Annotated in this window: 22 protein-coding genes; 16 read left to right on the top strand and 6 right to left on the bottom strand. The window is 44.7% G+C overall.

Features of this window, described 5'->3' with window-relative positions:
- Nucleotide 1 precedes the first annotated feature (1 nt).
- The gene (locus AWH66_RS19255; RefSeq protein WP_063606507.1) at nt 2–259 is read right to left on the bottom strand and encodes a hypothetical protein; all 258 of its coding nucleotides are present in this window, start codon (nt 257–259) and stop codon (nt 2–4) included.
- Nucleotides 260–512: 253 nt separating this feature from the next.
- Here AWH66_RS19255 and AWH66_RS19250 point away from each other — a divergent pair, with 253 nt between their 5' ends.
- The 4 genes from AWH66_RS19250 to udp all read left to right on the top strand — a co-directional run bounded on the left by AWH66_RS19250 (nt 513) and on the right by udp (nt 5,863).
- Entirely contained in the window at nt 513–929 is a 417-nt protein-coding gene (locus AWH66_RS19250; RefSeq protein WP_062462838.1) for a CBS domain-containing protein, read from the top strand.
- Nucleotides 930–1,001: 72 nt separating this feature from the next.
- Nucleotides 1,002–2,468 (top strand): MATE family efflux transporter, encoded by a 1,467-nt coding sequence (locus tag AWH66_RS19245; RefSeq protein ID WP_063606508.1) that lies wholly within the window; start codon nt 1,002–1,004, stop codon nt 2,466–2,468.
- Between the two features lie 70 nt (nt 2,469–2,538).
- Entirely contained in the window at nt 2,539–4,851 is a 2,313-nt protein-coding gene (locus AWH66_RS19240; RefSeq protein ID WP_063606509.1) for a zinc/cadmium/mercury/lead-transporting ATPase, read from the top strand.
- A gap of 253 nt (nt 4,852–5,104) precedes the next feature.
- A complete protein-coding gene (gene udp, locus AWH66_RS19235; protein ID WP_006072970.1) occupies nt 5,105–5,863 on the top strand; it encodes a uridine phosphorylase in 759 nt (252 codons plus the stop codon).
- Nucleotides 5,864–5,931: 68 nt separating this feature from the next.
- Here udp and AWH66_RS19230 read toward each other — a convergent pair whose 3' ends face one another.
- Together AWH66_RS19230 and AWH66_RS19225 are read right to left on the bottom strand one after the other, a co-directional pair.
- Complete coding sequence (locus tag AWH66_RS19230; RefSeq protein ID WP_063606510.1) at nt 5,932–7,188, bottom strand: MFS transporter; 1,257 nt, start codon at nt 7,186–7,188, stop codon at nt 5,932–5,934.
- Nucleotides 7,189–7,832: 644 nt separating this feature from the next.
- On the bottom strand, nt 7,833–9,359 hold the full coding sequence (locus AWH66_RS19225; protein WP_063606511.1) for a diaminopimelate decarboxylase family protein: 1,527 nt from the start codon (nt 9,357–9,359) through the stop codon (nt 7,833–7,835).
- Between the two features lie 682 nt (nt 9,360–10,041).
- Here AWH66_RS19225 and AWH66_RS19220 point away from each other — a divergent pair.
- The 3 genes from AWH66_RS19220 to AWH66_RS19210 all read left to right on the top strand — a co-directional run bounded on the left by AWH66_RS19220 (nt 10,042) and on the right by AWH66_RS19210 (nt 13,535).
- On the top strand, nt 10,042–10,977 hold the full coding sequence (locus AWH66_RS19220) for a bifunctional enoyl-CoA hydratase/phosphate acetyltransferase (RefSeq protein WP_031494278.1): 936 nt from the start codon (nt 10,042–10,044) through the stop codon (nt 10,975–10,977).
- Nucleotides 10,978–11,013: 36 nt separating this feature from the next.
- Entirely contained in the window at nt 11,014–12,078 is a 1,065-nt protein-coding gene (gene buk, locus AWH66_RS19215; protein WP_143081542.1) for a butyrate kinase, read from the top strand.
- 80 nt (nt 12,079–12,158) lie between these two features.
- Nucleotides 12,159–13,535, top strand: a complete 1,377-nt coding sequence (locus AWH66_RS19210; RefSeq protein ID WP_038229549.1) for an aldehyde dehydrogenase — start codon at nt 12,159–12,161, stop codon at nt 13,533–13,535.
- Nucleotides 13,536–13,610: 75 nt separating this feature from the next.
- Here the strand turns inward: AWH66_RS19210 and AWH66_RS19205 are convergent, their stop codons facing one another.
- Nucleotides 13,611–14,492 carry a LysR family transcriptional regulator gene (locus AWH66_RS19205; RefSeq protein WP_063606514.1) on the bottom strand — a complete coding sequence of 294 codons (882 nt, stop codon included), beginning with the start codon at nt 14,490–14,492 and terminating at the stop codon, nt 13,611–13,613.
- 364 nt (nt 14,493–14,856) lie between these two features.
- Between AWH66_RS19205 and AWH66_RS19200 the strand changes: the two genes are divergently transcribed.
- Nucleotides 14,857–16,101: an MFS transporter gene (locus tag AWH66_RS19200; protein ID WP_063606515.1), complete on the top strand. Its 1,245-nt coding sequence runs from the start codon at nt 14,857–14,859 to the stop codon at nt 16,099–16,101.
- Nucleotides 16,102–16,160: 59 nt separating this feature from the next.
- On the opposite strand, the gene AWH66_RS19195 is transcribed toward AWH66_RS19200, so the two are convergent.
- Nucleotides 16,161–17,333, bottom strand: a complete 1,173-nt coding sequence (locus AWH66_RS19195) for a DUF1887 family protein (protein WP_063606516.1) — start codon at nt 17,331–17,333, stop codon at nt 16,161–16,163.
- 209 nt (nt 17,334–17,542) lie between these two features.
- Nucleotides 17,543–19,534 carry a methyl-accepting chemotaxis protein gene (locus tag AWH66_RS19190; RefSeq protein WP_063606517.1) on the bottom strand — a complete coding sequence of 664 codons (1,992 nt, stop codon included), beginning with the start codon at nt 19,532–19,534 and terminating at the stop codon, nt 17,543–17,545.
- Between the two features lie 418 nt (nt 19,535–19,952).
- Here AWH66_RS19190 and hinT point away from each other — a divergent pair, with 418 nt between their 5' ends.
- From hinT to AWH66_RS19150, 8 genes are all read left to right on the top strand, one after another.
- On the top strand, nt 19,953–20,303 hold the full coding sequence (gene hinT / locus AWH66_RS19185) for a purine nucleoside phosphoramidase (RefSeq protein ID WP_063606518.1): 351 nt from the start codon (nt 19,953–19,955) through the stop codon (nt 20,301–20,303).
- A 77-nt stretch (nt 20,304–20,380) separates the two neighbouring features.
- A complete protein-coding gene (locus tag AWH66_RS19180) occupies nt 20,381–21,784 on the top strand; it encodes a COG3014 family protein (protein ID WP_006072982.1) in 1,404 nt (467 codons plus the stop codon).
- Nucleotides 21,784–22,176, top strand: a complete 393-nt coding sequence (locus AWH66_RS19175; protein WP_006072983.1) for a YcfL family putative periplasmic lipoprotein — start codon at nt 21,784–21,786, stop codon at nt 22,174–22,176. Before AWH66_RS19180 ends, AWH66_RS19175 begins: the two co-directional genes overlap by 1 nt.
- A 36-nt stretch (nt 22,177–22,212) precedes the next feature.
- On the top strand, nt 22,213–22,803 hold the full coding sequence (lpoB, locus tag AWH66_RS19170) for a penicillin-binding protein activator LpoB (protein ID WP_006072984.1): 591 nt from the start codon (nt 22,213–22,215) through the stop codon (nt 22,801–22,803).
- 10 nt (nt 22,804–22,813) lie between these two features.
- Nucleotides 22,814–23,656 carry a phosphotransferase gene (locus AWH66_RS19165; RefSeq protein WP_062462861.1) on the top strand — a complete coding sequence of 281 codons (843 nt, stop codon included), beginning with the start codon at nt 22,814–22,816 and terminating at the stop codon, nt 23,654–23,656.
- A 115-nt stretch (nt 23,657–23,771) separates the two neighbouring features.
- Entirely contained in the window at nt 23,772–24,311 is a 540-nt protein-coding gene (ycfP, locus tag AWH66_RS19160; protein ID WP_006072986.1) for an alpha/beta hydrolase YcfP, read from the top strand.
- 211 nt (nt 24,312–24,522) lie between these two features.
- A complete protein-coding gene (locus AWH66_RS19155) occupies nt 24,523–25,554 on the top strand; it encodes an outer membrane beta-barrel protein (protein ID WP_063606519.1) in 1,032 nt (343 codons plus the stop codon).
- Between the two features lie 10 nt (nt 25,555–25,564).
- A partial coding sequence (locus AWH66_RS19150; protein WP_206360063.1) for an Ig-like domain-containing protein occupies nt 25,565–26,424 on the top strand: 860 nt, incomplete at its 3' end.

The raw sequence follows: 26,424 nt of genomic DNA, 5'->3' as shown, positions 1-26,424 counted from the left end.
TTTATTTGACGCGCATTAGTTGATGTTTAGTGCGACCAAGTTCGAACACTAAGATTTGTGAGCGCTTCATGGACTCGACTTTACTCAGCATCTGCTGATCGTAGCCTTTGCTTTTCATCCAGGAAAGAGAAGACGAGAACTGATCTTCATTAACCACATATGACTGGTCTTTGAGTATGGACTCGGAAACATGGACTACCCAAATGCGAGAGCGAAATTCGACCGCATTCGCGAGAGAATTGAGAAGTTTTTTTAGCATGAAAATGACTCAGTGCATTGAGTTAACAGACAATAAGGCGACCGATTGTTACAAAAATCTTAACAATAAGATAGGCAAAACAAGAAAATTCGTCTTACGCTTAATTTAAACGGGATAAACAATTCTTACTTAACATCAAGGATTGATAGGTAATGTCTATTACAAGAATCGTAGAATCCCATTTAGCAATATTGAAAATTTGGACAACAATAAACTTATTACGATTAAGTTATTGGGGCTGAAGGAGATCGCCATGGAATCGCTAAAAGTTAAAGACTACATGACCCAAAGAACGGTGACCTTTACACAAGACATGTCATTGAGTGCTGCACTTGATAAAGTCATGCAGTCTAACCACCTTGGTGGTCCGGTTATTGATGAACGAGAACAAGTTATTGGCTTCATTTCAGAACAAGACTTGCTCGATAAGTTGGTTAAAGTTAGCTATCACTGTCAAGACACGCATACTGTTGGAGATTGTATGCATCAAGAGGTGCTGTCAGTGACGCCTGAAACGTCCATCATTGAACTCGCAGATATGATGAAGGTCGGTAAACCGAAAGTTTATCCTGTTATCGACAATGGAAGATTGGTAGGAACGATTACTCGTCGCGATGTACTTCGAGCCATCGGCAAAAATATTGAAGCGTGCTTCAAACATCCTGTGTAAACTAAACAATATTCCCCTATGGGCGCTTCGGCGCCCTTTATTGTTTGTTGCATGTAAATAAAAAGGACTGGTATGGCGGACCAATCGGCTAAATTCGTTGAAGGATCAACCATGAGGCATATCCTGGTGATGTCAGGAACCTCTACTGTCGGCATCATGGCGATATTCATTGTCGATTTACTCGATATGCTGTTCATCAGTATGTTGGGTCAAGCTGAACTGGCTGCTGCGGTTGGGTTCGCTGGTACGTTAACCTTTTTTGCTACCTCCGTTTCTATAGGAACTTCCATCGCTATGGGCGCATTAATGTCCAAAGCTATTGGGGCTAAGAACGTAGATTATGCAAGGCAGATAGGCTCTAGCGTTCTTGTTATCGCATTTATCATTAGTGCGATTGTAACGGCGATAATGTGTGCCTACATCCCAGAACTGCTGACAGCGATCGGTGCAGAAGGGAGAGCACACGAGAGAGCAGAAGCCTACCTTTGGATCTTATTGCCGAGTACGCCACTGATTGCTTTAGGTATGGCTAGTGGTGCAGGTCTGCGAGCGGCGGGTGATGCGAAACGATCGATGTGGGCAACGCTTGCGGGTGGGATTGTTAACGCTATATTAGATCCTATTTTCATTTTCGGTTTTAACTGGAATGTGGAAGGGGCCGCCGCGGCTTCGGTCGTTGCTCGATTTGCAGTGTTCTATTTCTCGTTTGCACCGTTACTACGTGTACACAAATTACTAGCTAAACCTACGTATTTGAATGTCATTAGTGATGCCAGAGTGATGCTGGCGATCGCGATTCCTGCCATTATTACTAATACCGCGACGCCTATTGGCAATGCGATTGTCACCACTGCTATTGCCCAGTATGGCGAGGATTTTGTCGCTGGTTTTGCGGTAATTGGTCGTCTGACGCCAGTTTGTTTTGCCTTTATCTTTGCGCTGTCCGGGGCTGTGGGGCCTATCGTAGGGCAAAACTATGGAGCGGTAAGAATTGATCGTGTGGAGGAAACGTTAAAGAACTCACTCATCGTGACGACCATATACACATTAGTGGTTTGCGCTTTATTGTATCTTCTCCAACAGCCGATTATTAACATGTTCTCGTTAACCGGGGATGCATCGCTGATCGTGGCAGCATTTGCGACTTATGTCGCCATCACCTTTGTGTTTAATGGTGTGCTGTTTGTCGCGAATACGTCGTTCAATAATTTGGGTAAGCCACTGTATTCCACTGCGCTCAATCTGGGTAAGGCGACGTTAGGTACATTGCCATTTGTGTACTTAGGTTCATTATGGTTTGGTGCGTTGGGCGTCTTGTATGGACAAGCGGTGGGTAATATCGTGTTTGGGGTGTTAGGTTACATTGTTCTTAAATTCCATATCTCTGAACTGCGTAAGACTGGCGAATGTCAAAGTACAGAAGAAGACCCAAGTTTGGTTTGTGTTAACTCTCAACCATTCAGTACAACAGACCCTGTTATGATTAATGATGTGTCGAAAGTAGAGGAGCAGTTAGAGTCCCCAACACTATCGGGGTAAAATTTTTCTTGACCTTGGAGCTAGCTCCAAGGTTTACACTTGGGATGTAGGATAAGCAAAGGAGAATCCCATGTGTACAAAACATAAAGCGTGCAGCTCACAATCTATCAACGCCATTCGTCCCGCGGGTGATGCGTGCAACGCGCCAAAAATCGCACAAGTAACGGCTACTTCTAGCGAGCAATCTGCTGATTGTTGCGAATCAGAAAGTAGTTGTTGTGCGTCGGAGCCAGATGAACCTGCCGCTTCCGGCGGGAAAACTGAATCTGATTCTGGACTATTAAAATCTTGGAAAGTTGTTGGGATGGACTGCCCTGCATGCGCCAGAAAAGTGGAGTCAGCAACCAATAAATTAGCTGGGGTGGTGAGCTCTAAAGTTCTGTTTGCCACTGAAAAGCTGGTGGTTCGAGTCAACGATGCTGCGTTATTTACTCAAGTTGAAGCAGCCGTTATTGATGCTGGCTTTACTCTGAACGCTCTAGATGGCAGTACCAATGGAGCGCCGCAAGACCAACTAACAGGTTGGAAAAAAACCTTAAAAGACAACTTTCATATCCTTGCTATCTCTACAGGTATGGCGATCGCTGCTGCGTTTAAAGGCAGTTTTCCTCAGTTAAGTGAATGGCTATTCACGCTAACATGTATTCTTGGTCTTATCCCTATTGCTTCAAAGGCACTGAAACTTGCCAAATCTGGTACTCCTTTTGCCATTGAAACACTAATGAGTGTTGCGGCGATTGGTGCGTTGTATCTCGGTGAAACGGTAGAAGCGGCAATGGTTCTGTTACTGTTTCTTATTGGTGAGCGATTGGAAGCTTTTGCTGCTTCTAGAGCGCGCAGCGGTGTTCAAGCGTTAATGTCCTTGGTTCCAGAAGAGGCCACCGTGATTGTAGATGGTGTGCGCCAAACCAAGAGTGCATCGGCACTTGCGCCTGGTGACATTATCGAAGTTGCACCTGGTGACCGTATGCCGGCCGACGGCTCGTTATTGGATGCTAACGCAAGCTTTGATGAAAGTGCTTTGACTGGAGAATCGCTTCCCGTCGAACGCCATATCGGTGAGACCGTTATGGCTGGTGCGGTCCTTACAGACAAAGTTGTGCGACTCACGGTGACGTCCAAACAGGGTGAGAACGCCATTGACCGCATTCTTCACCTCATAGAAGAAGCGGAATCGAGAAAAGCGCCAATCGAGCGATTCTTGGATAAATTCAGTCGCTGGTACACACCACTAATGATGCTGGTTTCGCTTCTGGTAATTATTACGCCTCCTCTTATGTTCGCACAGCCATGGGAAACCTGGGTGTATCGTGGTTTAGCACTACTGCTGATCGCTTGTCCTTGTGCGCTTGTGATTTCAACACCAGCAGCGATTACGTCAGGCCTTGCCGCAGCAACAAGACGTGGTGCACTGATTAAAGGTGGTGCAGCGTTAGAGCAGCTAGGCAACGTTCAAGCTATTGCATTTGATAAAACGGGTACGCTGACGTTAGGCAAACCTCATGTTACCGACGTAGTAGTGACAGCAGATTTGGATACGGAACAAGTATTGGCTCTGTCCGGTGCTATTGAGCAAGGTTCGAATCACCCTTTAGCCACGTCATTGATTAAGTACCTGGAGCAGCGTGGTATTGCTATTCCAGAAGCCCAAGAGAAAAAAGCACTGGTTGGTGTTGGTATCGAAGGTATTGTTGATGGTAGTAAGTGGATATTAAGCGCACCATCTAAAGTCACGTTTGATATTGCTGACGAGGTAATGGAGAAAGTGGTTGAGCTGGAAAATGGCGGCAAAACGGTGGTGGTACTGGTGACAGAAAATACGGTGAAAGGCATCATCGCATGGCAGGATGAAGTCAGAGCGGATACCGCAGAAGCGGTGGAAAAACTCGCTAAGCTCGGTATCGATACCATCATGTTGACGGGTGATAATGAGCGAAGTGCACATGCGATAGCAACGCCTCTGGGTATGGATTATAAAGCAAGTTTGTTGCCCGCAGATAAAGTCACCTTTGTTAACGAGCTAGCTCAAGGTCGTCGCGTCGCTATGGTTGGCGATGGCATCAACGATGCACCTGCGATGAAAGCGGCCAATATTGGTATTGCTATGGGTGGGGGGACAGATGTTGCGTTGGAAACGGCTGATGCAGCTCTGACTCATAACCGCTTGAGTGAGCTTCCTGTGATGATCGAGCTCTCAAGAGCAACACTCAGTAACATTAAGCAAAATGTTACGTTAGCATTAGGTTTAAAAGGCATATTCTTAGTCACTAGTCTTTTAGGTATTACAGGGTTATGGGTTGCCGTCTTGGCAGATAGTGGCGCTACTGCCATCGTGACCCTCAACGCACTGAGATTACTGCGTCATAAATCTAAATTTGATTGAATGTAGTACTCAGCTTCGCTGTATTTATAAATAATTCAATCAATAAACCGCCCCTCTGTAGGGCGGTTTTTTTGTGAACAGCAAAGAGTTATTCGTGTAATTTATAGACCGATACGACAATAAAGTGTGATGCAAACCGTTTTTATTTGAAATGTTGATGCTGTTACATTGGTAAAGTGTGATCTGTGTACGTTTATGTTGGGCGTGATCTTATAAGCTTTACCACATATCCAAGAGACAAAAGGAGTCCCCCATGTCCCAAGCTGTTTTCCATCTCGGAGTAAATAAAGAAGATCTACAAGGCGCTACACTAGCGATTATTCCAGGTGACCCAGCTCGAGTTCAAAAGATCGCTGAGTTAATGGATGAGCCAGAGTTTTTGGCTAGCCAACGTGAATACACAGTATACCGTGCAAAACTAGACGGTAAGACGGTTGTTGTTTGTTCGACAGGTATTGGTGGTCCATCAACTTCTATTGCTGTTGAAGAACTAGCTCAATTGGGCGTTCGCACTTTCTTGCGTGTTGGTACTACCGGAGCAATCCAATCTGACGTAAACGTTGGCGACATGATTGTCACGACGGGTTCTGTTCGTCTAGATGGTGCAAGCTTGCACTTTGCTCCTATGGAATTCCCTGCGGTAGCCGATTTCGATGTCGCAACGGCAATGAAAGAAGCGGCAATTGAAGCGGGTTCTACAGTGCATACTGGTGTAACGGCATCAAGTGACACTTTCTACCCTGGTCAAGAGCGTTACGATACCTTCTCAGGCCGTGTTGTTCGTCGTTTCCAAGGTTCTATGGAAGAGTGGCAACAAATGGGCGTACTGAACTTCGAAATGGAGTCGGCAACGCTACTGACTATGTGTGCAAGTTCTGGTCTTAAAGCTGGCTGTGTTGCGGGTGTTATCATCAACCGTACCCAGAAAGAAACGCCTGACCATGATACGTTGAAGCAAGCGGAAACTCGCTCTATCAAAGTGGTTGTAGAGGCTGCGCGTAAGCTTCTTTAAGCATTGATTCAAATAGAAAAGCCTCCTGTTATGGAGGCTTTTTTTTTAGTCAAAAATCGCCGAATTTTCTAAGCATGTTTTGTCGAGGTTTGGTGTTTTGCTGCTTTGTTGTCACGAGTGACGGCCCAAATACATACAAAAGCAACTGTTGTTAGTACACCAATGGCGACGGGTAATGCGCTCCAGCTAAACGATTCGACAGTAAAGCCGCTTATCGCGCTACCAGTTGCAAAACCGATGGAAATGAAGAACATCATTAGCCCTTGCGTATAACCAGCACCAACTCTTGTTAAGCGGGAAGCGACGGCTGGAGAACACATGTCTGTCACTGTTATGCCTTGTAAATAAATTATGACTAACGCGACTGGGAAAATAATGGTCGGTATGAGTTGGAACTCAGCAATAAAGTAAAGTGCTGCAACAACCACAATGGACGCTACTGTACACAGCCTAAATAGTGCTGCTGGACCAAATTTAGCTGAGAAGCGCTCGGCCATAACGACGACGATTAACCCTAGTACTGCAGATATTGATAGGCTGGTGGCGGATACTGCTTCAGATACCGAGAACGCATTTTTCATTAAGTTTGGGAATTGAGCTTGAAACGCGCCTTGACCTGCGCATAGCGCCGCGACAGCAAAAAGGAATAGACCGAATTTAGAAAACAGCACACTCAACAGATTCACTTTTTGTTGCGACTCAGCTTTCGCAGCTTCTTCGCGAGCTTTTGCGGTATCAAGCACTCGCTGACCAGCCTGTTTATTGGTCATAAAGGTGATCAAAGCTAAAACAGTGACGGTGCCCATCATAGTGTAAAAGCTTGTTTCATAGCCAAAACCACCATCTGTTAACGCTGCTAACACGCCACCGCCAATCAAAGTGCCGATAATAGCGGCTTGTGCCATTCGACCCAGCTTGAGAGCTTCAGTTTTATTGTCATAACCGGCGAAAGCGATAAAGACGGGGTTTAACATTAATAATGTTGCAGAACCTAGACCAAAGAAAATAGAGCCAATCGCCATCATCGTAAAGTCAGTGCCTGACGCGATATAGCAGAAACCGGCAATCACATATGCCACCATGCCTAAAAACTGAGCCAATCGGTGCGCTTTATATTTGTCTGCGAGTAAGCCAATAATAGGAGCTGCAAGACCAGCTACACCGAAGAAGCCCATTGCTAAGCCTGCATTGGCAAAACTGCCGGTTCGCTCTGCGACAAACGCAGGCATTACGATCGGGATAAATACAAGTTGGACAAAGCCATAAGCAAGGTGAGCGGAGAACCAAAGCTCAATCCCCAGTTTATTACATAGTTTTTTTAGCATAATCAATCTGCGTTTCCCATTTAGCTTCCCCCGTTAAGTCGAAAGAAAATAAAATTTCAACCCGCATCCTTCTAATTCATATTTCAGCCATCGTGGCTGCATTCACACTGATAAGTTTTCAAAAAGTGAAGCATTCAAATTGATAAGATGATTCTGTTAAAAATATTATTAACAAAAAATAACTTATTGGGTTGATGGTCATTCACTTGATAACTGTTACTTAAGTTAGCTAGAGATACTCCTTTTGGATATACCTTAAATAGGTACAAAGTAGTGTTATATATTGCGCTATGTCTCAATATTATTTTCTTAAAATAGTATCGATAATTAATTGCACATAGCCTTATTTATTTGTTAGTGATGATGTTTTTGAAATGTTAATTTGTATAAGTTGTTTTCAATTCTAGGCATTGGCTTTATCTATATAATATTTAGTTAGATTAAAGTAAGTTCTATTAAATTGGCAGATGGGAGAGTGGGTTGATTTTAATTGATGGAAAAATTTAACCTAATAGAGAAGTATATCTAGGCATTAATTATTTGAAGGAAGTATAGATAATAAAAAGGCTTAGCAATAAGCTAAGCCTTTAAATATAACACCTCATATGATAATTAAGAGGCTTCTGTTCCCGATATGTTAAAGCTTATGCTTTCGCGGTTCTCTTTTTAGTGATTTCTGCTTTGGCCTTCTTAAAACGTTCTGGAAGGATTTGAGTAGCGAATACATCCTCAACCGTTTCTGCACGTTTAATGAGTTCAGCTTGACCGTCTTTAACAAGTACGGTTGCTGGACGTGGCAGTGAGTTAAACTGACTCGCTTGAGATTCAGCGTAGTGACCCACATCCATAATTGCTAGCACGTCTTTTGGCTCTAGTGCAGGCATCGTTGCACCGCTTTCCCAGATTGATGGGATACAGATAGGGCCAGCGATTTCAGTTGTTTTCTTAACAAGAGGTTGTGTCATCTTGTTTGCTGGTAGCACAGGGTTTTTCGACTCTTGTGACTCCACTAGCGTTGCTAGGTAAGTCGACGCATCAACCATGGTGTAAGTGTAATCCATCTCTTGGTCGTCTTTTACGACGTATACAGATGTCAGTAGAGTACCAATGTTACCCGCAATGTAACGGCCAGGCTCTAGCCATAGTTGTGGGACTTTGAAGCCTTCTTTAGTGAACTCTTCTAGCATACCTTCACAGACGATTTTTGCGTAATCTTCGATAGTGTTGGAATTCATCATGTGTTCTTTGCTACGACACTCTGGCTCACGTTCACGAGGCCAGCCACCACCTAGGTCCACTTGGAAAGGTTGTACACCACATTCACGAGAGATCTCGATAACGTTACGTGCGTACTCTCGGTATAGCGCATCCCAACCTTCAGGCTGCTTAGAGAAGCGGCCTAGGTGAGTATGGAAGCCGTAGAATTCGAAGATATCGATTTCTTTAACGCGGTTGATGATTTTCTTCGCCTCTTCTTTAAGTAGACCGAATTTAATCCACTTCATCGCACCGATAAAGTTAGGGAATGGGTAGGCGTCTGGTTCAAAGTCGTTGAAGAAATCTTCAGGGATGACTTTTAGGCGAACAGCGATACGTACTTTTTCAGCAGGTTTTACTTCACGAGCGATACGCTCAACGATCTCGATCTCTTCGTAAGAATCAAGGTGGATTGCGTAGCCGTATTCAATCGCTTTACGAATAGCAAGCTCAGGTTTCACTGTACCGTTTAGTGCGATGGTTTTTGGATCAGCGCCTGCAATGTGAGTCGCTTCAACTTCACCCGGGCCGAAACAGTCGCCACCAACACCTTCCTCATTACAGATAGCGCGAACCGCGAAGTTTGTGTTCGATTTGATAGCGAACATTACGTTCACAGGTTCTGGCCAGTAGTTCCCGAAGGCGTTTTTCACACGGCGTAAGTTACCGCGTAGAGTGTCTTCGCTTAGAACGAACAACGGACTGCCGTATTGCTCAATAAGGTCAGTCGCTTTACAACCACCAATCAATAGATCGTCGCCTTGTGTGGTTAACTCGTCAGTTGGAGTCAATAGGTTGTTTAATCGCTCAGCGTAGTTTTGGTTAGCTTTGTGCTCTGCGAGTAGTTGTTTTTGTTCTTCAAGAACAACGCTAAGGTTGTTTACACTTTCTTCTAAGCGGTTTTGAATTGTCATCTTCGACCCTTACTATTTAGTCAATGATTATCATGAAGTTACATTCGATTTATTTACTGAGTTTGGGACTCTACAAAGGCTCGAATGCGATATTGATTTTATGCTGTTGAGTATATTCTCGGACGTTGTTCCCAAGCACATCACTCAGCGTCAAAAAAACTTACGCTAGCGGAAAATAACAACTTGCATCAGTAAGCAAAATCATTCCCCTGGTGAATGAGTGTTGTTTTCTGGCCTTTGTGTTGACGTGGTTATTAGAGGGTGTTTATCCATAAATTCAACTAATAAAGGCAATGACCAGCGAATGTTACCTCTCCGCTGTAAAGTAAATTACTCGGTTACTTTGTAGTGTTACCTAAGGGCAGGGCAGTAAAAAACTGTTTTGCTACGCGAAAATATAAGGTGTTTTTGTGATAAAGATCGCTAGTTATAGCCTTGGTTGATGCTTCACTGCTTCAATTATTCATCGTCAAATCATTGTTACCGTAAAACGGTCAAAAAACCTGACTCTGAGTGAAGTTTATTCCGACGATACCTGAGATAGATTAATTCCATCCTTTGAAAGGGTTAAAAATAGTCTCAATTTATTGCTCCACAATAATTGATTACTCCCTTTGATGAATATTTATCGAAGATAAAAAGAAGGTTGTTTCCTTCTTCTTAATTAAAAGGTATCGCCCCTATGTACAATAAAGATTTCTTTATTCAGCAAGCTAAAAAGTTCGGCAAAAAACAACGCATGGTTGTTGCGGCAGCACATGATGATGCAACGCTTGATGCAGCAAACAACGCATTCCAAGAAGGCATGGCAGACGTCATTCTTGTTGGTGAGCGCGCGTTAATCAACGAAGCAGCGGCGAAAGCAAATGTTGACCTAGCCAACTTTGAGATCATCGAAGCTGACGGTCTTGAAGCGATTGCAACTGCATCAGTTTCAGCTATTGCAGAAGGTAAAGGCGACCTACTAATGAAGGGTCTTATTGACACTTCTGTTCTACTTAAAGAAGTCCTAAAGAAAGAGCACGGTCTTCGTACCGGTAACGTCCTTAGCCACGCTGGTGTTCTATTCAAAGAAGGTGGCGACAGCTTCCATGTATTTACTGACGCAGCGATGAATATCATGCCTACGCTTGAGCAAAAAGCGGGCATCATCAAAAACGCAGTAAGTCTAGCTCACTCTGTCGGTATCGAAGAGCCTAAAGTCGCTAACTTATGTGCGAAAGAGAAGCCATACGACAAGATGCCAGCGACGATGGACGCGGCAGAGCTTCAAAAAATGAACCAAAACGGTGAAATCGAAGGTTGTATCGTTTCTGGTCCTATCTCTCTAGATATCGCGGTATCTCAGTACGCTGCAAACCTAAAAGGTTATGAGTCTCCAGTAGCGGGCAACGCCGATATCCTAATGGTTCCAAATATCGAAGTAGGCAACGTGTTTGCCAAAGCACTTCAGTACATGGCTGGCTTTAGCATGGCGGGTGTTCTACTTGGTGCACGTATTCCTGTTGTTCTTGTGTCTCGCGCTGACGGCGAAGCAGAGAAGACAGTCTCTATCGCGCTTGCTTGTTCTGTTGCCGCAATGAGCCAACAGAAAACAGCTGCAGAAGCGTCTGCTTAATCATAAATAGCAATAACTAAATTAGGTTTATAAGTGATGAAAATTCTAGCTATCAACCCTGGCTCTACCTCTACAAAAATCGGTGTTTTCGAAGGCACTACTGAGCTGTTCGAGAAAACACTACGTCACAGTGCTGAAGAGTTGGCACCGTTTGGCGCTGTTGTTGCTCACCAGAAAGCATTCCGTAAAGAAGCGATCCTAGCGGCACTAGAAGAAGCTGGTGTTAAAGCGTCTGAACTAGGTGCAGTGGCATGTCGTGGCGGTGTTCTTAAGCCAATCGCAGGTGGTACTTACAAGGTTGACGATGCAGTAATCGCTGACCTTCTTGAAGCACAAATTCAACACCCAGCAAGCCTTGCAGGCATCATCGGTAAAGAGATTGCAGACGAGAACGGTATTGAAGCGTTCTTCACTGACGCGCCAGTGACTTATGAGTTATCTGAGCTAGCGGCATTCTCTGGCCATAAAGCAATTAAACGCAAAGGTCGTTTCCATGCGCTTAACCAGAAAGCTATTGCTCGTCAGTTTGCTGAGCAGCAAGGTAAGAAATACGAGGACGTGAACGTTATCGTGTGTCACATGGGTGGCGGTATCACTGTTGGTGCACACATGGGCGGTCGTACTGTTGATGTAAACGACGCGGTTTCTGAAGGCCCATTCACGCCTGAGCGCTCTGGTGACCTGCCAACTCGTGAGCTAATCGACATCTGCTTCAGCGGCGAGTACACGCATGCTGAGATGAAAGCATTCATCCAAGGTAAAGGCGGCGCCTTCAGCTACACAGGTAGCATCGACATGCGTGAAATCGAAGAGAAAGCGGAAGCAGGCGACGCTGAGTTCAAACTAGTGACTGATGCAATGGCTTACCAAGTGTCTAAGCAAATCGCTGCAATGGGCGCGGTATTCGGTGGTGAGAAAGTTGATGGAATCCTGCTAACAGGTGGTATCGCCTACAGCAAATACATCACGGCGGAAATCACTAAGCGCGTTGAGTTCATTGCTCCGGTAACTAAGTTCCCAGGTGAAGTTGAACTAGAAGCACTAGTACTAGGCACACTGCGTGTGGCTAACGGCGAAGAAGCGGCGAAAACATACGCTTAATGAATTAAAGATTAGGGCAGGTCATGAGCCTGCTCTGTAGAAGTGGCTCGCCACTGAATACTTTACAGAAGGTAATTAAAATGTCATTCGATATCAATAACGCACAAGGTGTATTCGAAACTGTTGAAGCAGCAATCGAAGCAACTCACAAAGCTCAAGTTGAATTCTACGCTAACTCTACTAAAGAAGGCCGTGAAGCTATCCTTACTGCTATTCGTGGTGCGGTTCTAGCTAAAGCTGAAGACTTCGCGAAAATGGTTCGTGAAGAAACTAAACTAGGTCGTGTTGAAGACAAGATCGCTAAGCACCAGCTAACTGCTGCTAAGACTCCGGGTACTGAAGTTCTAGAAACTAAAGTATGGTCTGGTGACAACGGTATCTCTCTAGAAGAGCGTGCACCATACGGTGTTATCGGTGCGGTTACTCCTGTAACTAACCCAACTGAAACTATCGTTAACAACGCTATCTCTATGCTAGCGTCTGGTAACGCGGTAACGTTCAACGTTCACCCATCTTCAAAAGTTGTTTCTGCGGTAATGATCGACATGATCAACAAAACTATCGTTGAAGCAGGCGGCCCAGCTAACCTAGTTACTATGGTTAAAGAGCCAACTCTAGAAACTCTTAACGAAATCGCTAAATCTCCACTAGTAAACATGCTAGTTGGTACTGGTGGTCCTGGTCTAGTTAAAGCAATCCTACAATCTGGTAAGAAAGGTGTAGGTGCTGGCGCTGGTAACCCACCTGTCATCGTTGATGCTTCTGCTAACCTAGACCTAGCAGCGGCTGGCGTTTACGGCGGCGCATCTTTCGATAACAACCTACTATGTATCGGTGAGAAAGAAGTATTCGTTGAAGATTCAGTCGCTGACGAGTTCCTAGCTAAGCTAGAAGCAACTGGCGCTTACGTTCTTTCTGCAGAAGAAGCTGAGAAGCTAACTGCACAAATCCTAACTATGGACGAAATCGACGGTGCTAAGCCATGTACTGCGCAAGAAATTGCTCGCGTATGGCACCCAGTTAAGCAACATGTTGGTCAAGACGCAGGTGAAATCCTGAAGTCTATCGGTGTTGAGTCTGAGACTCGTCTAGCGGTTATGGTTGTTGAGAACGATCACCCACTAGTACACGTAGAGCAAATGATGCCAGTACTTCCAGTTGTTCGTTGTGCGAACATCGACGAAGCTATCGAGCGCGCTGTTGCTGCTGAGCGTGGTAACAAGCACTCTGCATGTATCTACTCGGGCAACATCGAGAACGTAACTAAGTTCGGTCGCGCTATCAACACCACTATCTTCGCTCACAACGGTCCAACACTATCTGGTGTAGGTTACAACGCTGAAGGTACTTCAACGTTCACAATCGCTGGTCCAACTGGTGAAGGTATCACAAACGCGTACTCGTTCACTCGTGCACGTCGTTTCGCAATCGCTCAAGGTGGTCTGCGTATCGTTTAATCGATTTACCCCAATCGATAAAACGAAAAAGCCGAAGCATTTGCTTCGGCTTTTCTCGTTGATGAAAGTGGATGGTTAAAACAAGTCGTAGATACCTTCTTCGATGCCATCGATCAGTGCTTGTCTTGTTTCTACCGCATGATCGTTCGGGCGTGACATCTCGCCAAAGCTCTCAAAATACATGCCATTCGGATGCTTCACGACCACTAAGTGCTCTTGACGCAACTCTTGTTTTACTAGTGTCTCAGGAATGATCGCCCAACCTAAATTATCGATAACCGCATCCAATACTTCTTGGTAGTTGGAAAAGCTCATTGTGCTACTCGAAATAGGGCGAAAATCTTGATGAATCTCTTCAAACAGATGAGACAGCACGATTTGTCGATGGGCACTGATGTCGGTACTGGTAACGTTGGTGAGTTTAGCCAGTTCATGCTGGGGAGAGCATACCGCCATCATTCGAATACGATGGAGAGCACGAACCTTCACTTGTGGGTCATCCCCAGAGCTAAAGACCAAACCATAGCCGAGGTCTACGTGATTTTCACGAACGAGAGTCGGGATATCGGCACTGGAGGCTTTGATGACGGTCAGGGAGACATGTGGAAACTCATCAGACAAAGCAACAAGTTGTTTGCGCCAGAATGAAGACGGTAACGTGTCGTCATAGGCGATGCGTATTTTGTCACTGTCACCTTGTCGAAACTGCTCGGCTTTTGAGTACAGACTTTCTGCCATATTGAGGATGTTTCGACAATCGGGCAGTAAAGCACTTCCCGCGTCATTCAATACCAGACGATTACGAGTCCGTTCAAACAGTTCTACACCCAATTCATCTTCTAAACTGGATAGCGCCATACTTAGTGAGGTGCGCGTTTTACCCATAATATTAGCAACTTTGGTCAATGAACCATGCTCTGCAGTTAACGCAAACACTCTAAGTTTGGTGAGATTCATAAGGCAAACTCCTACCTTAATAATTAGCGGCAAAGTATATACCCAATACGACTGGGTAGATGACAACTATTCTTTCTGTCAGCATGATTAGAGTATAACAAACTTGACGCTGAGAGAAGTGTGGGCTTAACACTGGAGGCTTTGGGCTATTACGACTTTGTAGGTAGGCTGATATTATCATCACTATAAATAAGCCCAGTATTTTTATGGTTAACAACGGGTCAAGCAGAGTGTTTACTCAGTTGATAATTTACCTAGATTTGGCGTGGGCTAGCTATTCGCTCAGTAGAAAACGGATCTTTTTGCTGTGGTTTAATTTATTACCCACAACACTAAGGGTAATGATCTATTGAGGTCTGTGATCATGTTGAAAAAACTTGGCTTAGAGGGCTGGTTTGCCGCGCACTTTGCTTATGGCATTGTGCAAATCGTGTTTATTCCTATGTTAATGCCTTCCTTTATTCTTGCTCGTACTGGTAGTGCGACTCAAGCGGGTCTGGCAATGGCTGTATTTGGTATGGCGGGTCTTGCCGCTCCAATTATTGGAGGCCTCGCTGATAAGTACAAAGCGCATCGACATGCACAGCTTTTCGGTATGATCTGTTATCTGCTTGCTGGGACAAGTTTTGTCGTCGCGGGTGAAAGCTTTCCATTGATGTTAGTGGGTGCTGCATGTTTCGGTGTTGGCTCAGCTATTCTTCTTATGCTCAACCCTGTTTTTATTACGTTTGCGGGCTACGATACAAAAACTGAAGCGATGAAGCTTGGTCGTATGGCTCAAACGCTTATCATTGGTGCTTTATTATCTGGTGTAGCCTTGGCATATATCACTGATTTAGGTTGGTCTTACGAACAACGTTTTGGCGTTATGATGGCGATTGTTGCTGTGCTGTTGGTTATAACCATGTTTACCAATAAAGCCGCAGCTCAACGAGTACTGGATAACGCTGAGGCGAGTGCCGAAGCGGATATCGGTGGCAAAGAAGACGTTGGTCTAGCAAAATCACTATTCTCAAATTTCGGTTTGTTCCTACTTGCCGTTGGTTTGCTATGTGCGGGACAAGGGGCATTTCAGGCACAATATCCGAACTTACTAGAAAACGCTTACGGTGTCACGCAATCTCTCTCCGCTGCTAACCTATCGGTGGCGTCAGTTGTGGGGCTGTTTATCTTAATCGCGGCTGAGCGCTTTGTGGCACGTTACGGCAACCTTAGCTTGTTCAAAGTGTCAGCGATTGCTTCTATCGTCGTGATTGGTTTGCTTTACGTGATAGCTGAAGCCGGAATGAGTGTGCACTACATTATTACCCTAGGCTTGTTCCTGATTTATCTGCAAGGTATCACTATTACCGATATGATTTCACCAGCGATTGCTGCTCGCTTGACCGTAGTAGGTGGCGGTCTGACTCAAGGCTTAATGATGTTCTTCATCTCATTAGGTTTTGCTGCTGGTAGCGTTATCAGTGGTGTTGCTGTAGATGGGTTTGGTTGGGCAGCGTTGCCATTTGCTATTTTAGCCCTGACGACTGCTGCATATGTATGTATTGTCATTGTTGGCGCGAAACACAAAGCGTCGGTAAAGCATAAGCAGCAACAAGCTGCAGCGTAAACGCAAAATCAAAGTAAAAAAAGCTTGGCGATGGCCAAGCTTTTTCTGTTTCTATCTGCTTAAGAAAGGTGAGCTTTCTCATCGATACCGCCGGCACCTTTAAACCATTTGGTTAGATGCAGTTTTAGATCCTTCAACTCATCCGGTCCAATAAGTGCTAAGCCAAGATCTTCTGCACGAGTAATATCGTTGTGACGTAGCGGTCTAAAACTAACCAACATGGCACGGGCTTGCAGGCCACCTAACAAGTCACGCAGCGATTCCAGTTTGTATAGAGTGTCGTCACCATCGTCGCGCATACCTTTGGTCTTACATTCAATAATATGCAATTTATTGTTTACAACGGATGCGACATCCAGTTCGTTGCGAACTTCTCGCTCACCAAGCTGACGGTATACTTGAACATTCAAAGAACGGTCTTGAATGGTCGGTAAGTCGTCTTGGATTTGTTTGACCGTGCTATGAACTAGGTTCTCTAACCATTCCCCATTGGAAAAGCGACGTGCATCTTCACTGATAAAGGTTAAAATGCCGTTGTCATAAGTCGCTATTTCAGATTCTACCAAATCGCTAAGTAGCATATTGAGTTCGCGATAACCTTGTTGTTTTTCGGAAAGCTCAACATCGAGTTTCTGTTCTTTTCGGCACGTGGTTGCCAAGTAGTTTAGCGTCGCTAGACCCGGACCTAATTCCAGTGCGTTACTCGCCCATTTTTCACCCAGCTCATAAAGTTTTCTGTCAAGTAGTGGGGGAAGATCGTAGTCAGTAAATTCACCACGAGCACCAAAAATCGTGAGGTAATCACCAATGGTGATATGATCTTGTACCTGCGCATCAGTTGCGCCTTCCGGGTACAACCAGCACATCTTATCGCTGTTCGGTTCAACAACGAAGATTGGCCAATGGAAGGTACGGAATACTTCATAGACAGAAAGCAGTCGATGTCTTAAGCCGCAACTGGCATTCAATTTAACTTCGACATTCTTTTCTTTAAGTTGCTTAGCTAAACCGAGAATGGATTGTTTGATAACAGACGTATTGACGATATTGGGAATTTCATAAAATTCTGCAGTAATGTAGCGCTCCGCCAATACTGAGCTCAAACGCTCATACATTTCAAATTGGGATTCGTCACCAATAAAGATGATGTGACGACTAACGGTTCGGTCATCCAGTAAAGGAGTTACCAAACGAATGGGATCTTGATCAATTATGCCTACGTGAACGGCCATTATAGCTTCCTTCAACTATTGGCTTGCTGAAGAAAATGAGAGCATGACATTCGTCATTGATATCGAAACTTGGGCTTTCAAAATCAAAGGTCATGGAAAAGTGAAGCAAGCCATAATTCAGATATAATGCCGTTACTTGTAAAAAACAAGAGCAGGTCTCAACGAAACCTGCTCTTCAGGGGAGAATTTACGCGTTTCTTACACGAAAACTAAAGTTTGAAGCGGTGTACTAGTTCACTTTGCTGATTGGCTAGGCTAGTTAAGCTTTCACTTGTTGCCGCGATTTGCGACATGGCTTGATAGCTTTCATCGGCGATATGATTGATTTCTTCGATGTTTTTAGCGATATCTACGGTAGTTTCACTTTGCTCGCCTGCGGCTTGAGAAATATGCGTACTCATTTGGCTGATTTCGATGATCAACGCTTGTATCTCTTCCATGGCTCCATTAGCGGTAGAGGCTTGCTCAACCGATAGTTCCATATCCTTCATACAGCTTTCAATGACTTGTCCTGCACTCTTAGAGCTGGTTTGTAAGTTACTGATCATAGTTTCGATTTCAGTGGTAGATTCAGTGGTCTTCTGAGCTAGTACGCGAACTTCGTCTGCCACCACTGCAAACCCACGTCCTTGCTCGCCTGCACGTGCTGCTTCAATAGCAGCATTGAGGGCGAGTAGGTTGGTTTGCTCAGCGATGTTGCGAATGACATCTAAAATGCTGCCAATTTGGCTGCTCATCTTCTGAAGTTCGCCAACCGCTTCAACCGATTCATTAAGACGAAGCTCCAACTGATTGATGGTGCTGATATTGGTACTCATGATTTGACGACCAGATTCAGAGGCCGATTCGACTTGATGTACCTTCTCTAACGAGTTTTGCGCACTGTTTGCCACTTCCTGTACTGAATGAGACATTTCGGTCATTGCCGTCGCGACGTTAGCGGTTTGCTCACGCTGCGCACTAAGTTGGCTTTGCGCACTCAAAGACGTGCTTTGGTTGTTGCTTGCAGTATCAGTGAGGTTGTCCGATGCATCATTCAGTTTGACCAACACGTTGTGCAGGCTGTCTGCAAGCGTATTAATGTGGTTGCCTAGACGGCGGAACTCATTGTTGTATTTCACCTCAATGCGCTGCGTCATGTCGCCTTCGGTTAAGCTTTCTAGTGTTTTGAGTGTGCTGTTCAGTGGTTGACGCACACTTTGCGCAATGTGGTAACCAATACCGACTGCAATTAAGACAACGACCATACCTATACCAATGGCTTTTATTACGCCTTCGTCATAGATAGTGCCTGCTTGTTCAAGAGATTGGTTTAGATTGGCTGTCGCAGTTTCGGTGAAGCCGTTAAGTGTCGCCATCGCACCGTCTACTTCCAGAGCTAGGTTTTCGATGTTTTGATACAGAGCGGCTCTGGCGATCAAATAATTATTATGTTGGTCTAACACGCCACCTTTCTGGCCGACATCTTTGGTAAATTGTTCCACAGAGCTCTCAAACACTTTCTTCAACTCTGGCATTTGTGTAACTAAGCCGCGGTAAGCGTAGTTGAGGTGAGTGACGGCTTTGCGGTTTTTATTAACGGCTTCTTGAACGAAGACGGTATCGCTACTGGCGAGTGCATCTGAAGTGATGAGTTCGGCGTCTTTTAGCTTGATAAAGTAACTTTTTGCCATCACTTTGACAGAAATACTCGAAGCGTCATCTACATACTCTTTCATACCAACAGAAAGGTCTGAGTGGAGTTTTTGGAATCGTCGTGTAGAGAGTTGAACCTGTTCTTGTGCTGCGAACATGGATTGGTAGTTATCCATCGCTTCTTGGGCTTCTTCGCTATAGCGAGCTTGAACCTCTCGCAGTTCTCCAATTCGGTTTTCTAGCTCAGGGAAACCGGCACTCGCGCTAGCGAGTTGTTCTAAGTCACGACCAAACTCTTCCATTGAAGCGGAAAACTCTTCGCGACGGATAGTCATTCTCTCTTCGTTCTGCGTTGTGAGGAAATCTTTGAAGGATTTGTCCGCAGACAATAATTGCACACTGGTTTGATTCGAAAGAGAAACTAACGGGAGAGAGGACTTAGAAACAGAACCAAAATACTGATGAATTTGGTTCATGCCACTGAGCATAATCATGATGGTGATAACAAAAAGAATGACGATGAGCGTGAACCCGGCGTACATCCTCCGTATAACGGAACCCTGCATATATCTCTCCCTAGTGATGTTGCAGCAATACAAAAATCATACAAAATTTAACTGGACGCTTTACGCTAAACCTTGCACTATCCGTCCACTCGTAACATCAGGTCGGAATTGAGGTTTGGCGCTTTTGTCTCTTTATCGTTACAAATAACAAAAACTGAAATATATATGACTTGTCGTGCTACGTTTTATGACGCACTCGTCAAAAATGTAATAAAAGCCAAGGTTTTGTCGTGAAGTGTTATCTCAAAAAAAGTACTTCTAGCGAGATATAGGTTGAGAATCGAACAATAGTGAAAACAACAAGCTATGTTGGCTTTGCTTTAAATTGTGATTCTATAGACCTTAGTGCATACTTCTAAAGTAAGTATGTGCTGGCGATCCTGTGTCAGTATTATTGGTTTGGTAATTGGAGAACTTCATGGCTGAAGAAACCATTTTTAGCAAAATTATTCGTAAAGAAATTCCTGCCGATGTGTTGTATCAAGACGATCTTGTTACCGCATTTCGTGATATCAATCCGCGTGCTCCAAGCCACGTGTTGATCATTCCAAACAAACTGATTCCCACTGTTAATGAAGTTGAAACTGATGATGAAGCAATGATGGGACGTATGTTCACCGCTGCAAGGAAGATCGCCCATGATGAAGGTATTGCAGAAGATGGCTATCGTTTGATCGTCAACTGTAATTCTCACGGCGGTCAAGAGGTGTACCATATTCACATGCATCTCGTTGGTGGTCGCCCACTTGGCCCATTGTTGATGAGCTAATTTCGAGAGGCTTTGGCAACTTAGTACTAACGTAATTGTCAAAGCCTCACTAAAGGTATCTATTCTCTTCAAAACATATGTTAATACGTAGCGTTAAACACGCACTCATCGTCGTACTTGCTGCATCACTTACCGCTTGTGCGGGACTAAGTGCAGGTAATCTGTTTAGCCACTATACCCAGCAGAATACGGTGGTGTATCAAGCGGTGAAAACTGGCCAATATGAAAAAGCGCAGGCTGCATTGCCTCAGGCTGAAGATGTCGTTGCGGGTGATATCTTGGATAATTTTGAGCGCGGCAGGGTCGAGTTCTTAAACCAATCCTATCCGCAAAGTAAATCAGCGCTTGAAGTTAGTGATAAGGCCGTTAGAGTTCAGCAAGATAAGGCGCTTATTTCTATTACTGACACTGCGACTAGTGTTGGCGCCTTAGCGGTCAATGACAATATAACCGAGTATGTGCCGCCAGATTATGAGCTAGGTTATTTACACCTGTATCTAGGGCTCAACTATATTCAAAAGAACGACCTAGAGGGTGCACTGGTTGAAGTGCGACGAGCAAACCAAGTTCAACAGCGTGCTCGCCAGGCGCGAGAGAAAGACTTACGTTCTGCTGAAGCTGAAATGAAGCAGAAGGGGTTATCACCTAATCTAGGGTCGGTGTTGTCGCGTTATCCTGATGCGGGAAATCAACTGAAAGCGATTCAAAATGGCTATTTGTTGTTTTTGTCAGGCTTGATGTACGAAGCTTCAAATGACCTCAATGGGGCCTATATTGACTATACTCGCGCACTTGCTGTTGCACCAGATAACGAAGCCGTTATCGACGCGGTAATTCGTGTGGCTAAACGCTCAAGTCGTAACCAAGATCTTGCGAAGCTTAAAAAGCAATATGGTGATCGACCAGGTGTTAAAGCTGGTGAAGGTCGTGTCATCCTGCTCGAAGAGCAGGGGGTTGTGAGCGCCATGCAATCTTGGAATCTGACTTTGCCTGTTTATGACAGCCAAGGTAATACTGCGTTGTATACTGTGGCACTGCCGTATTATGTTCCAGCGGTGACGCCTAAATTTTCGAATATTATGTTGGATGGTAAGCCCCTGAAGTCAGATGAATTAGTGGATACTAATTTAATGGCACAGCAGCAGCTTACCGAGAATATGCCGACCATCTTGTTGCGACAAGCACTGCGCGTGTATGCCAAAGACCAAATTCGTAAGAGTACGGCGAAAGACGATGATGTCGGTAACCTTATCTTCAACGTGTGGAACACCTTGACGGAACAGCCTGATACTAGGAGTTGGCAAACATTACCGGGTGTCGTGAACGGTGCTAGTCAAATCGTTAAAGCGGGCAGCCACAAAATGACGTTAGATGGTCAAGACTATACTTTTGATGTGAGAGACAGACAAACAACTTTGGTTTGGGTGTCGCGCCAGGGCGGCAATGCCACCATTTGGCATAAACAATTAGGAAGAATGTAATGAAAAAATGGTTAGTGAGTATTGGTGTGCTGTTGACGCTGTTTGGCTGTGCTTCAAGTAAAACCTCAGGGATCAAAATCGAAGGCCAAACTCAGGCAGTGCTTTATGGTGACGCACAAATGGGTAAAAAATTCTCTATTGATGATATTTCGACCATTGATACCAATGGTCATGCGAGAGGCGTGGTGCGATTGTCTAATACGACATCTACGGACCAAATCATCCAATATCGATTCTATTGGTATGATGCGCAAGGACTCGAAGTAAATACTAAACAAGCCCCTTGGAAAAGAGCCATCTTACGCGGTGATGAAACTATTACCCTATCTGAGGTGTCTGTAAATCCTAATGGTAAAGAATTCCGTGTGCAATTGCGCGGAGCGGATGAGTAATTTCCACCCGTTGGAAAGTAAGACTAAGGAAACAAAATGAAAAAAAGTATTATTGCTTTGTTGGGTTTGGCTGTCATTCTCGGTGGCTGTTCAAATAAAGTAAGTTACGGCGACGCGCAAGCTACTGAAACGACAACAATCGATTTCGGTTCAACTGACCTACAGAAGATCGCTGGTGATATGGTTGATAGCATGCTGATGTCTGGTTCAGTTGCGGCAATCACGCGCGACAGTCGCCCTATTGTATTTGTTGAACGTATCAAGAACAAAACAACGGAGCACATTGATACCGAGTCTATCACTGACAGCATCAGCACCAAAATGCTGAACTCTGGTAAGTTCCGTTTCGTAGATATGGATCGTGTTGAGTCTGTACGTGAACAGCTCAACTTCCAAAACAATGATGAGCTAGTGAACCAAAGCACAGCTATCCAATTCGGTAAAATGGTTGGTGCGCAATATATGCTTTACGGTAACCTAAGTAGTATCGTTAAAGAAGCGGGCAGCGATAAAGACGTATACTACAAAATGACAATGCGTCTTATGGATCTAGAAACGGGTCTGATTGAGTGGGCTGACGAAACTGAAATTCGTAAGCAAGAGTCTCGTTCAGTACTAGGTCTATAACAAGCGCTCAATGCTTAATTGGATTGATGCGGTCCAGCAATCACCAGATTTGGCTGGATTATCTTCCTTGTTAAACGAAGTGCCCTTAGGGGCACTTCCGTTATCTGGCGGCCTGACAAATCGGGCGTGGCGTGTATTGACTCCATCTCATGGTTGGGTGATTTGGCGTGCCAACTCATCGCTATGTCAGTCATTTGATATCAGTCGCGACAATGAAGCTGAGGTTTTGAACTCGGTTGCCGGACACCTCCCTACTAACAAAGTCATCGCTCGCGGCCCAAAGGGTATCGCGCTCAGTTGGTGTAATGGCATTCCTGTTAGTCAGTTAGACGATCATTCAAAGGTTATCGCGCTTCTTGCGAATATCCATACCATTCAACCTATCAGTCAGGTACGACGTTTTGATTACCAAGAAAAAGTGGATCATTACTGGTCTCAGCTTGACGATTCTGTTCTAAAGCGGCGCTTTCGTCCGATCTACGAAAGCCTTCGAACGCTACCAAAATTAAGCTGTGCGCAACAAGCGCTTTGTCATTTTGATTTTGGCATTCATAACTTAGTGCAGATTGAAACGGGCCTTGCGGTAATTGACTGGGAATATGCTGCAATTGCCAGTCCCGTTCTGGACCTAACAATGACCTTGGATATGCTTCAAATGGATGTCGTTACAGGAATTGAACTCTACAAACAGCACCAGCCCACGATAGATAGTAGATCTTGGCAAAAGGATGTGGAGATTTGGCAAAGACACTCGCAGATGATGGCTATGCTCTGGTATCTACTTGCAGCGCAGGTGTGGCAAGATGATGGTTTTTTAGTCGAAGCTGAGGCTATTTATCTACGATTATGTTGAGGGGATCACTGTTTAACGTTATCTTTTCTGAAAAATCATCTTACCCCCTATGAAACTAGGGCTTTCGTGGTAGATTTAACGAAAGCGTACCAATAAGGACGGATTGAGAGGTACTATGATTATTTATCTTCACGGCTTCGATTCAACAAGCCCAGGCAACCATGAAAAAGTGCTTCAGTTGCAATTCATTGACGAAGACGTTCGTTTCGTCAACTACAGCACACTTCACCCCAAGCATGATATGCAGCACCTTCTTAAAGAAGTGAACAAGCTGGTTCAAGAGTCAAAAGATGAAGCGCCGATTATTTGCGGTGTAGGTCTGGGAGGCTACTGGTCAGAGCGCATAGGCTTCTTATGTGGCATTAAACAAGTTATCTTCAACCCCAATTTGCACCCTGAAGTAAATATGCAGGGTCGTATTGATCGGCCAGAAGAATATGAAGACATTGCCACTAAGTGTGTTGAAAAGTTCCGCAGTAAAAATGCGGGTCGTTGTATGGTCATTTTGTCCAAAGAAGACGAAATTCACGATAACCAAAAAACGGCGGATGCCCTTAAAGATTATTACGATGTAGTGTGGGATGAAACTCAAACACATAAATTCAAAAAGATCTCTCAGCACCTTCAAACGATGAAGGCGTTTAAAGAATCGTAATGTAAGAAACGTCCGAGTGGCGTGTACTACTTTTTACAAAAGCAGCGGATTTCGCTGCTTTTTTTTGTTCAATACGGTAACAACTTTCACACAACATTAAGATTTTATTATGGTACGCCCAGTTAATTTAGGTTGGTTACTCTTACAAGGTCATTCTCACACTCTTCAGTAGCCTGCCTCACGCTCGTATTAGACGAAAACGGAGGAAGCTTTGGTTTCTACTCATAAAGTACTCAGTTTAGCGATAGTTGTATCGCTCAGCTTTAACGTCCTCGCCGATGAAACATCGGCTGACAGTGACGCTTTTTCATCGCATTGGTACCTAGGAGGAAAACTAGGTGCAATGAAATACCAAAATGCCTGTGAAGAATGGGCGGTAGATTGTGATGGAACTGATGTGGCGTTAGGGGGCTTTATTGGCTATCAGGTTTGGCAGCACTGGGGACTAGAATTAGGCTATCTCGATTTTGGTGAAGCGAAAGCTTTGTATCCAGAAGGTGGTAGAGTCAACCAATATTCGGGTTCTATGTCAGGCATAGAAATGTCAGTTGTAGGTCGTATTCCTGTGACCGACAATTTGGACGCGTTTGCGAAAGCGGGCACACTCTACTGGCAAGGTAAGAATAGCGGACCAAGCAGAACTCTAACAGATAACGGTTGGGCTCCAACAGCTGGTGTCGGCTTGGAATACCACTTCTCAAATCATTGGGCGGGCAGAGTAGAGTACCAATATGTCAATGCGCTTGGCAGCGACAAACTTGGTGGAAGTAACGGGCATCTAGCTACTTTAGGTATTGTGTATCGATTTAGCTCGGCAGAAGACTCCAAGCCAGAGACTCAAACCGAGGCCAAACCAGTTACTCCAATAATAACAACGCGCTTGCCAGAGCTGCATTCTTCGGTTCTCTTCGCATTTGACTCCGAAAAAATCGAGAATGTTGAGGCGCTTAACCCTATTGTCTATCGATTAACTCGCTATCCTGAAACTCGTGCAACCGTATATGGTTACACCGATTCTACTGGACCGAATGAGTACAATCAAAACTTGTCCGAGCGTCGAGCAAATGCGGTTTATGAGTACCTAAAACATGCGGGCGTAAGTACTGAGCAACTAAGGGTTGCTGGTTATGGAGAAGACTCTCCTGTTGTTCCTAATGACACAACGGAACATCGTCATATGAACCGAAGAGTGACCGTTCATATCGAAGAAATGACTACCCCGTCTAGTACTAATCAAAACTAAAGAGTGACTCATGCAGATGACAAAAACACTTTATCGCTTATGTGTGTTATGGATGACATTCTTTTTGGCGGCATGTAATGGAGACAATAGTGGCTTTCCAACCAGTGAGTGCGGTGGGCCAGATAATCCGTGTGCACCTTATATTACCAGTATCGCTGTTGTGCCACCGGTCAAGGCGATAGCGAATGGGACACAGTATCAGTTTCAAGCAATAGCGAATTATTCTGACGGCAACGTTCAAGATATTTCAGCGTTATCACAGTGGAGCATTATCGATTCCTCTATTGCGACGATTGTCGCTGATGGCGCACAAGGTGGACTTGTTGGCGGAAAGCAAATCGGAATTACGACGGTCAACGCTCAGTATCAAACCTACCAAGCTTCATCGGAACTAACGGTTACCGATGCGGTATTGGATTCGTTGTCTATCTCTCCTGTAAACAAGACGGTTCCAGCAGGTATCGCGGTTCAGTACCAAGCGATGGCGCTCTTCTCTGATACAAGCCAACAAGATGTGACTAAATTCGGTAACTGGCAAAGTGGCACTGCTAATGTCGCAACGATAGGTTCACAAAGCGGTAATGCGGCCACGTTATCTCAAGGTACAACTCAGATCAGTTTTAGCTATCAAGGTAAGTCGGTACAAACGGATTTAAACGTTACTAATGCGGTTGTGTCGAGTTTACAGGTCACCCCGAAAAATCTGGCGAAGCCTGTGGGTACCACAGGTAAATACACTGCGACCGCGTATTATTCAGATGGGCATAGTGAAGACGTAACGCAATTAGCCATATGGAATTCGTCAAATGGTAGAGCAGTTTCAATTGTAGTAGATGGCACAAATGGCGGCTTGGCGACGGCAAACGAGAT

Source organism: Vibrio barjaei (genome assembly GCF_001639065.2).
Lineage (GTDB): Bacteria > Pseudomonadota > Gammaproteobacteria > Enterobacterales > Vibrionaceae > Vibrio > Vibrio barjaei.
The sequence above is the reverse complement of the archived record's forward strand: the minus strand, read 5'-3'. Positions and strand labels throughout refer to the sequence as shown.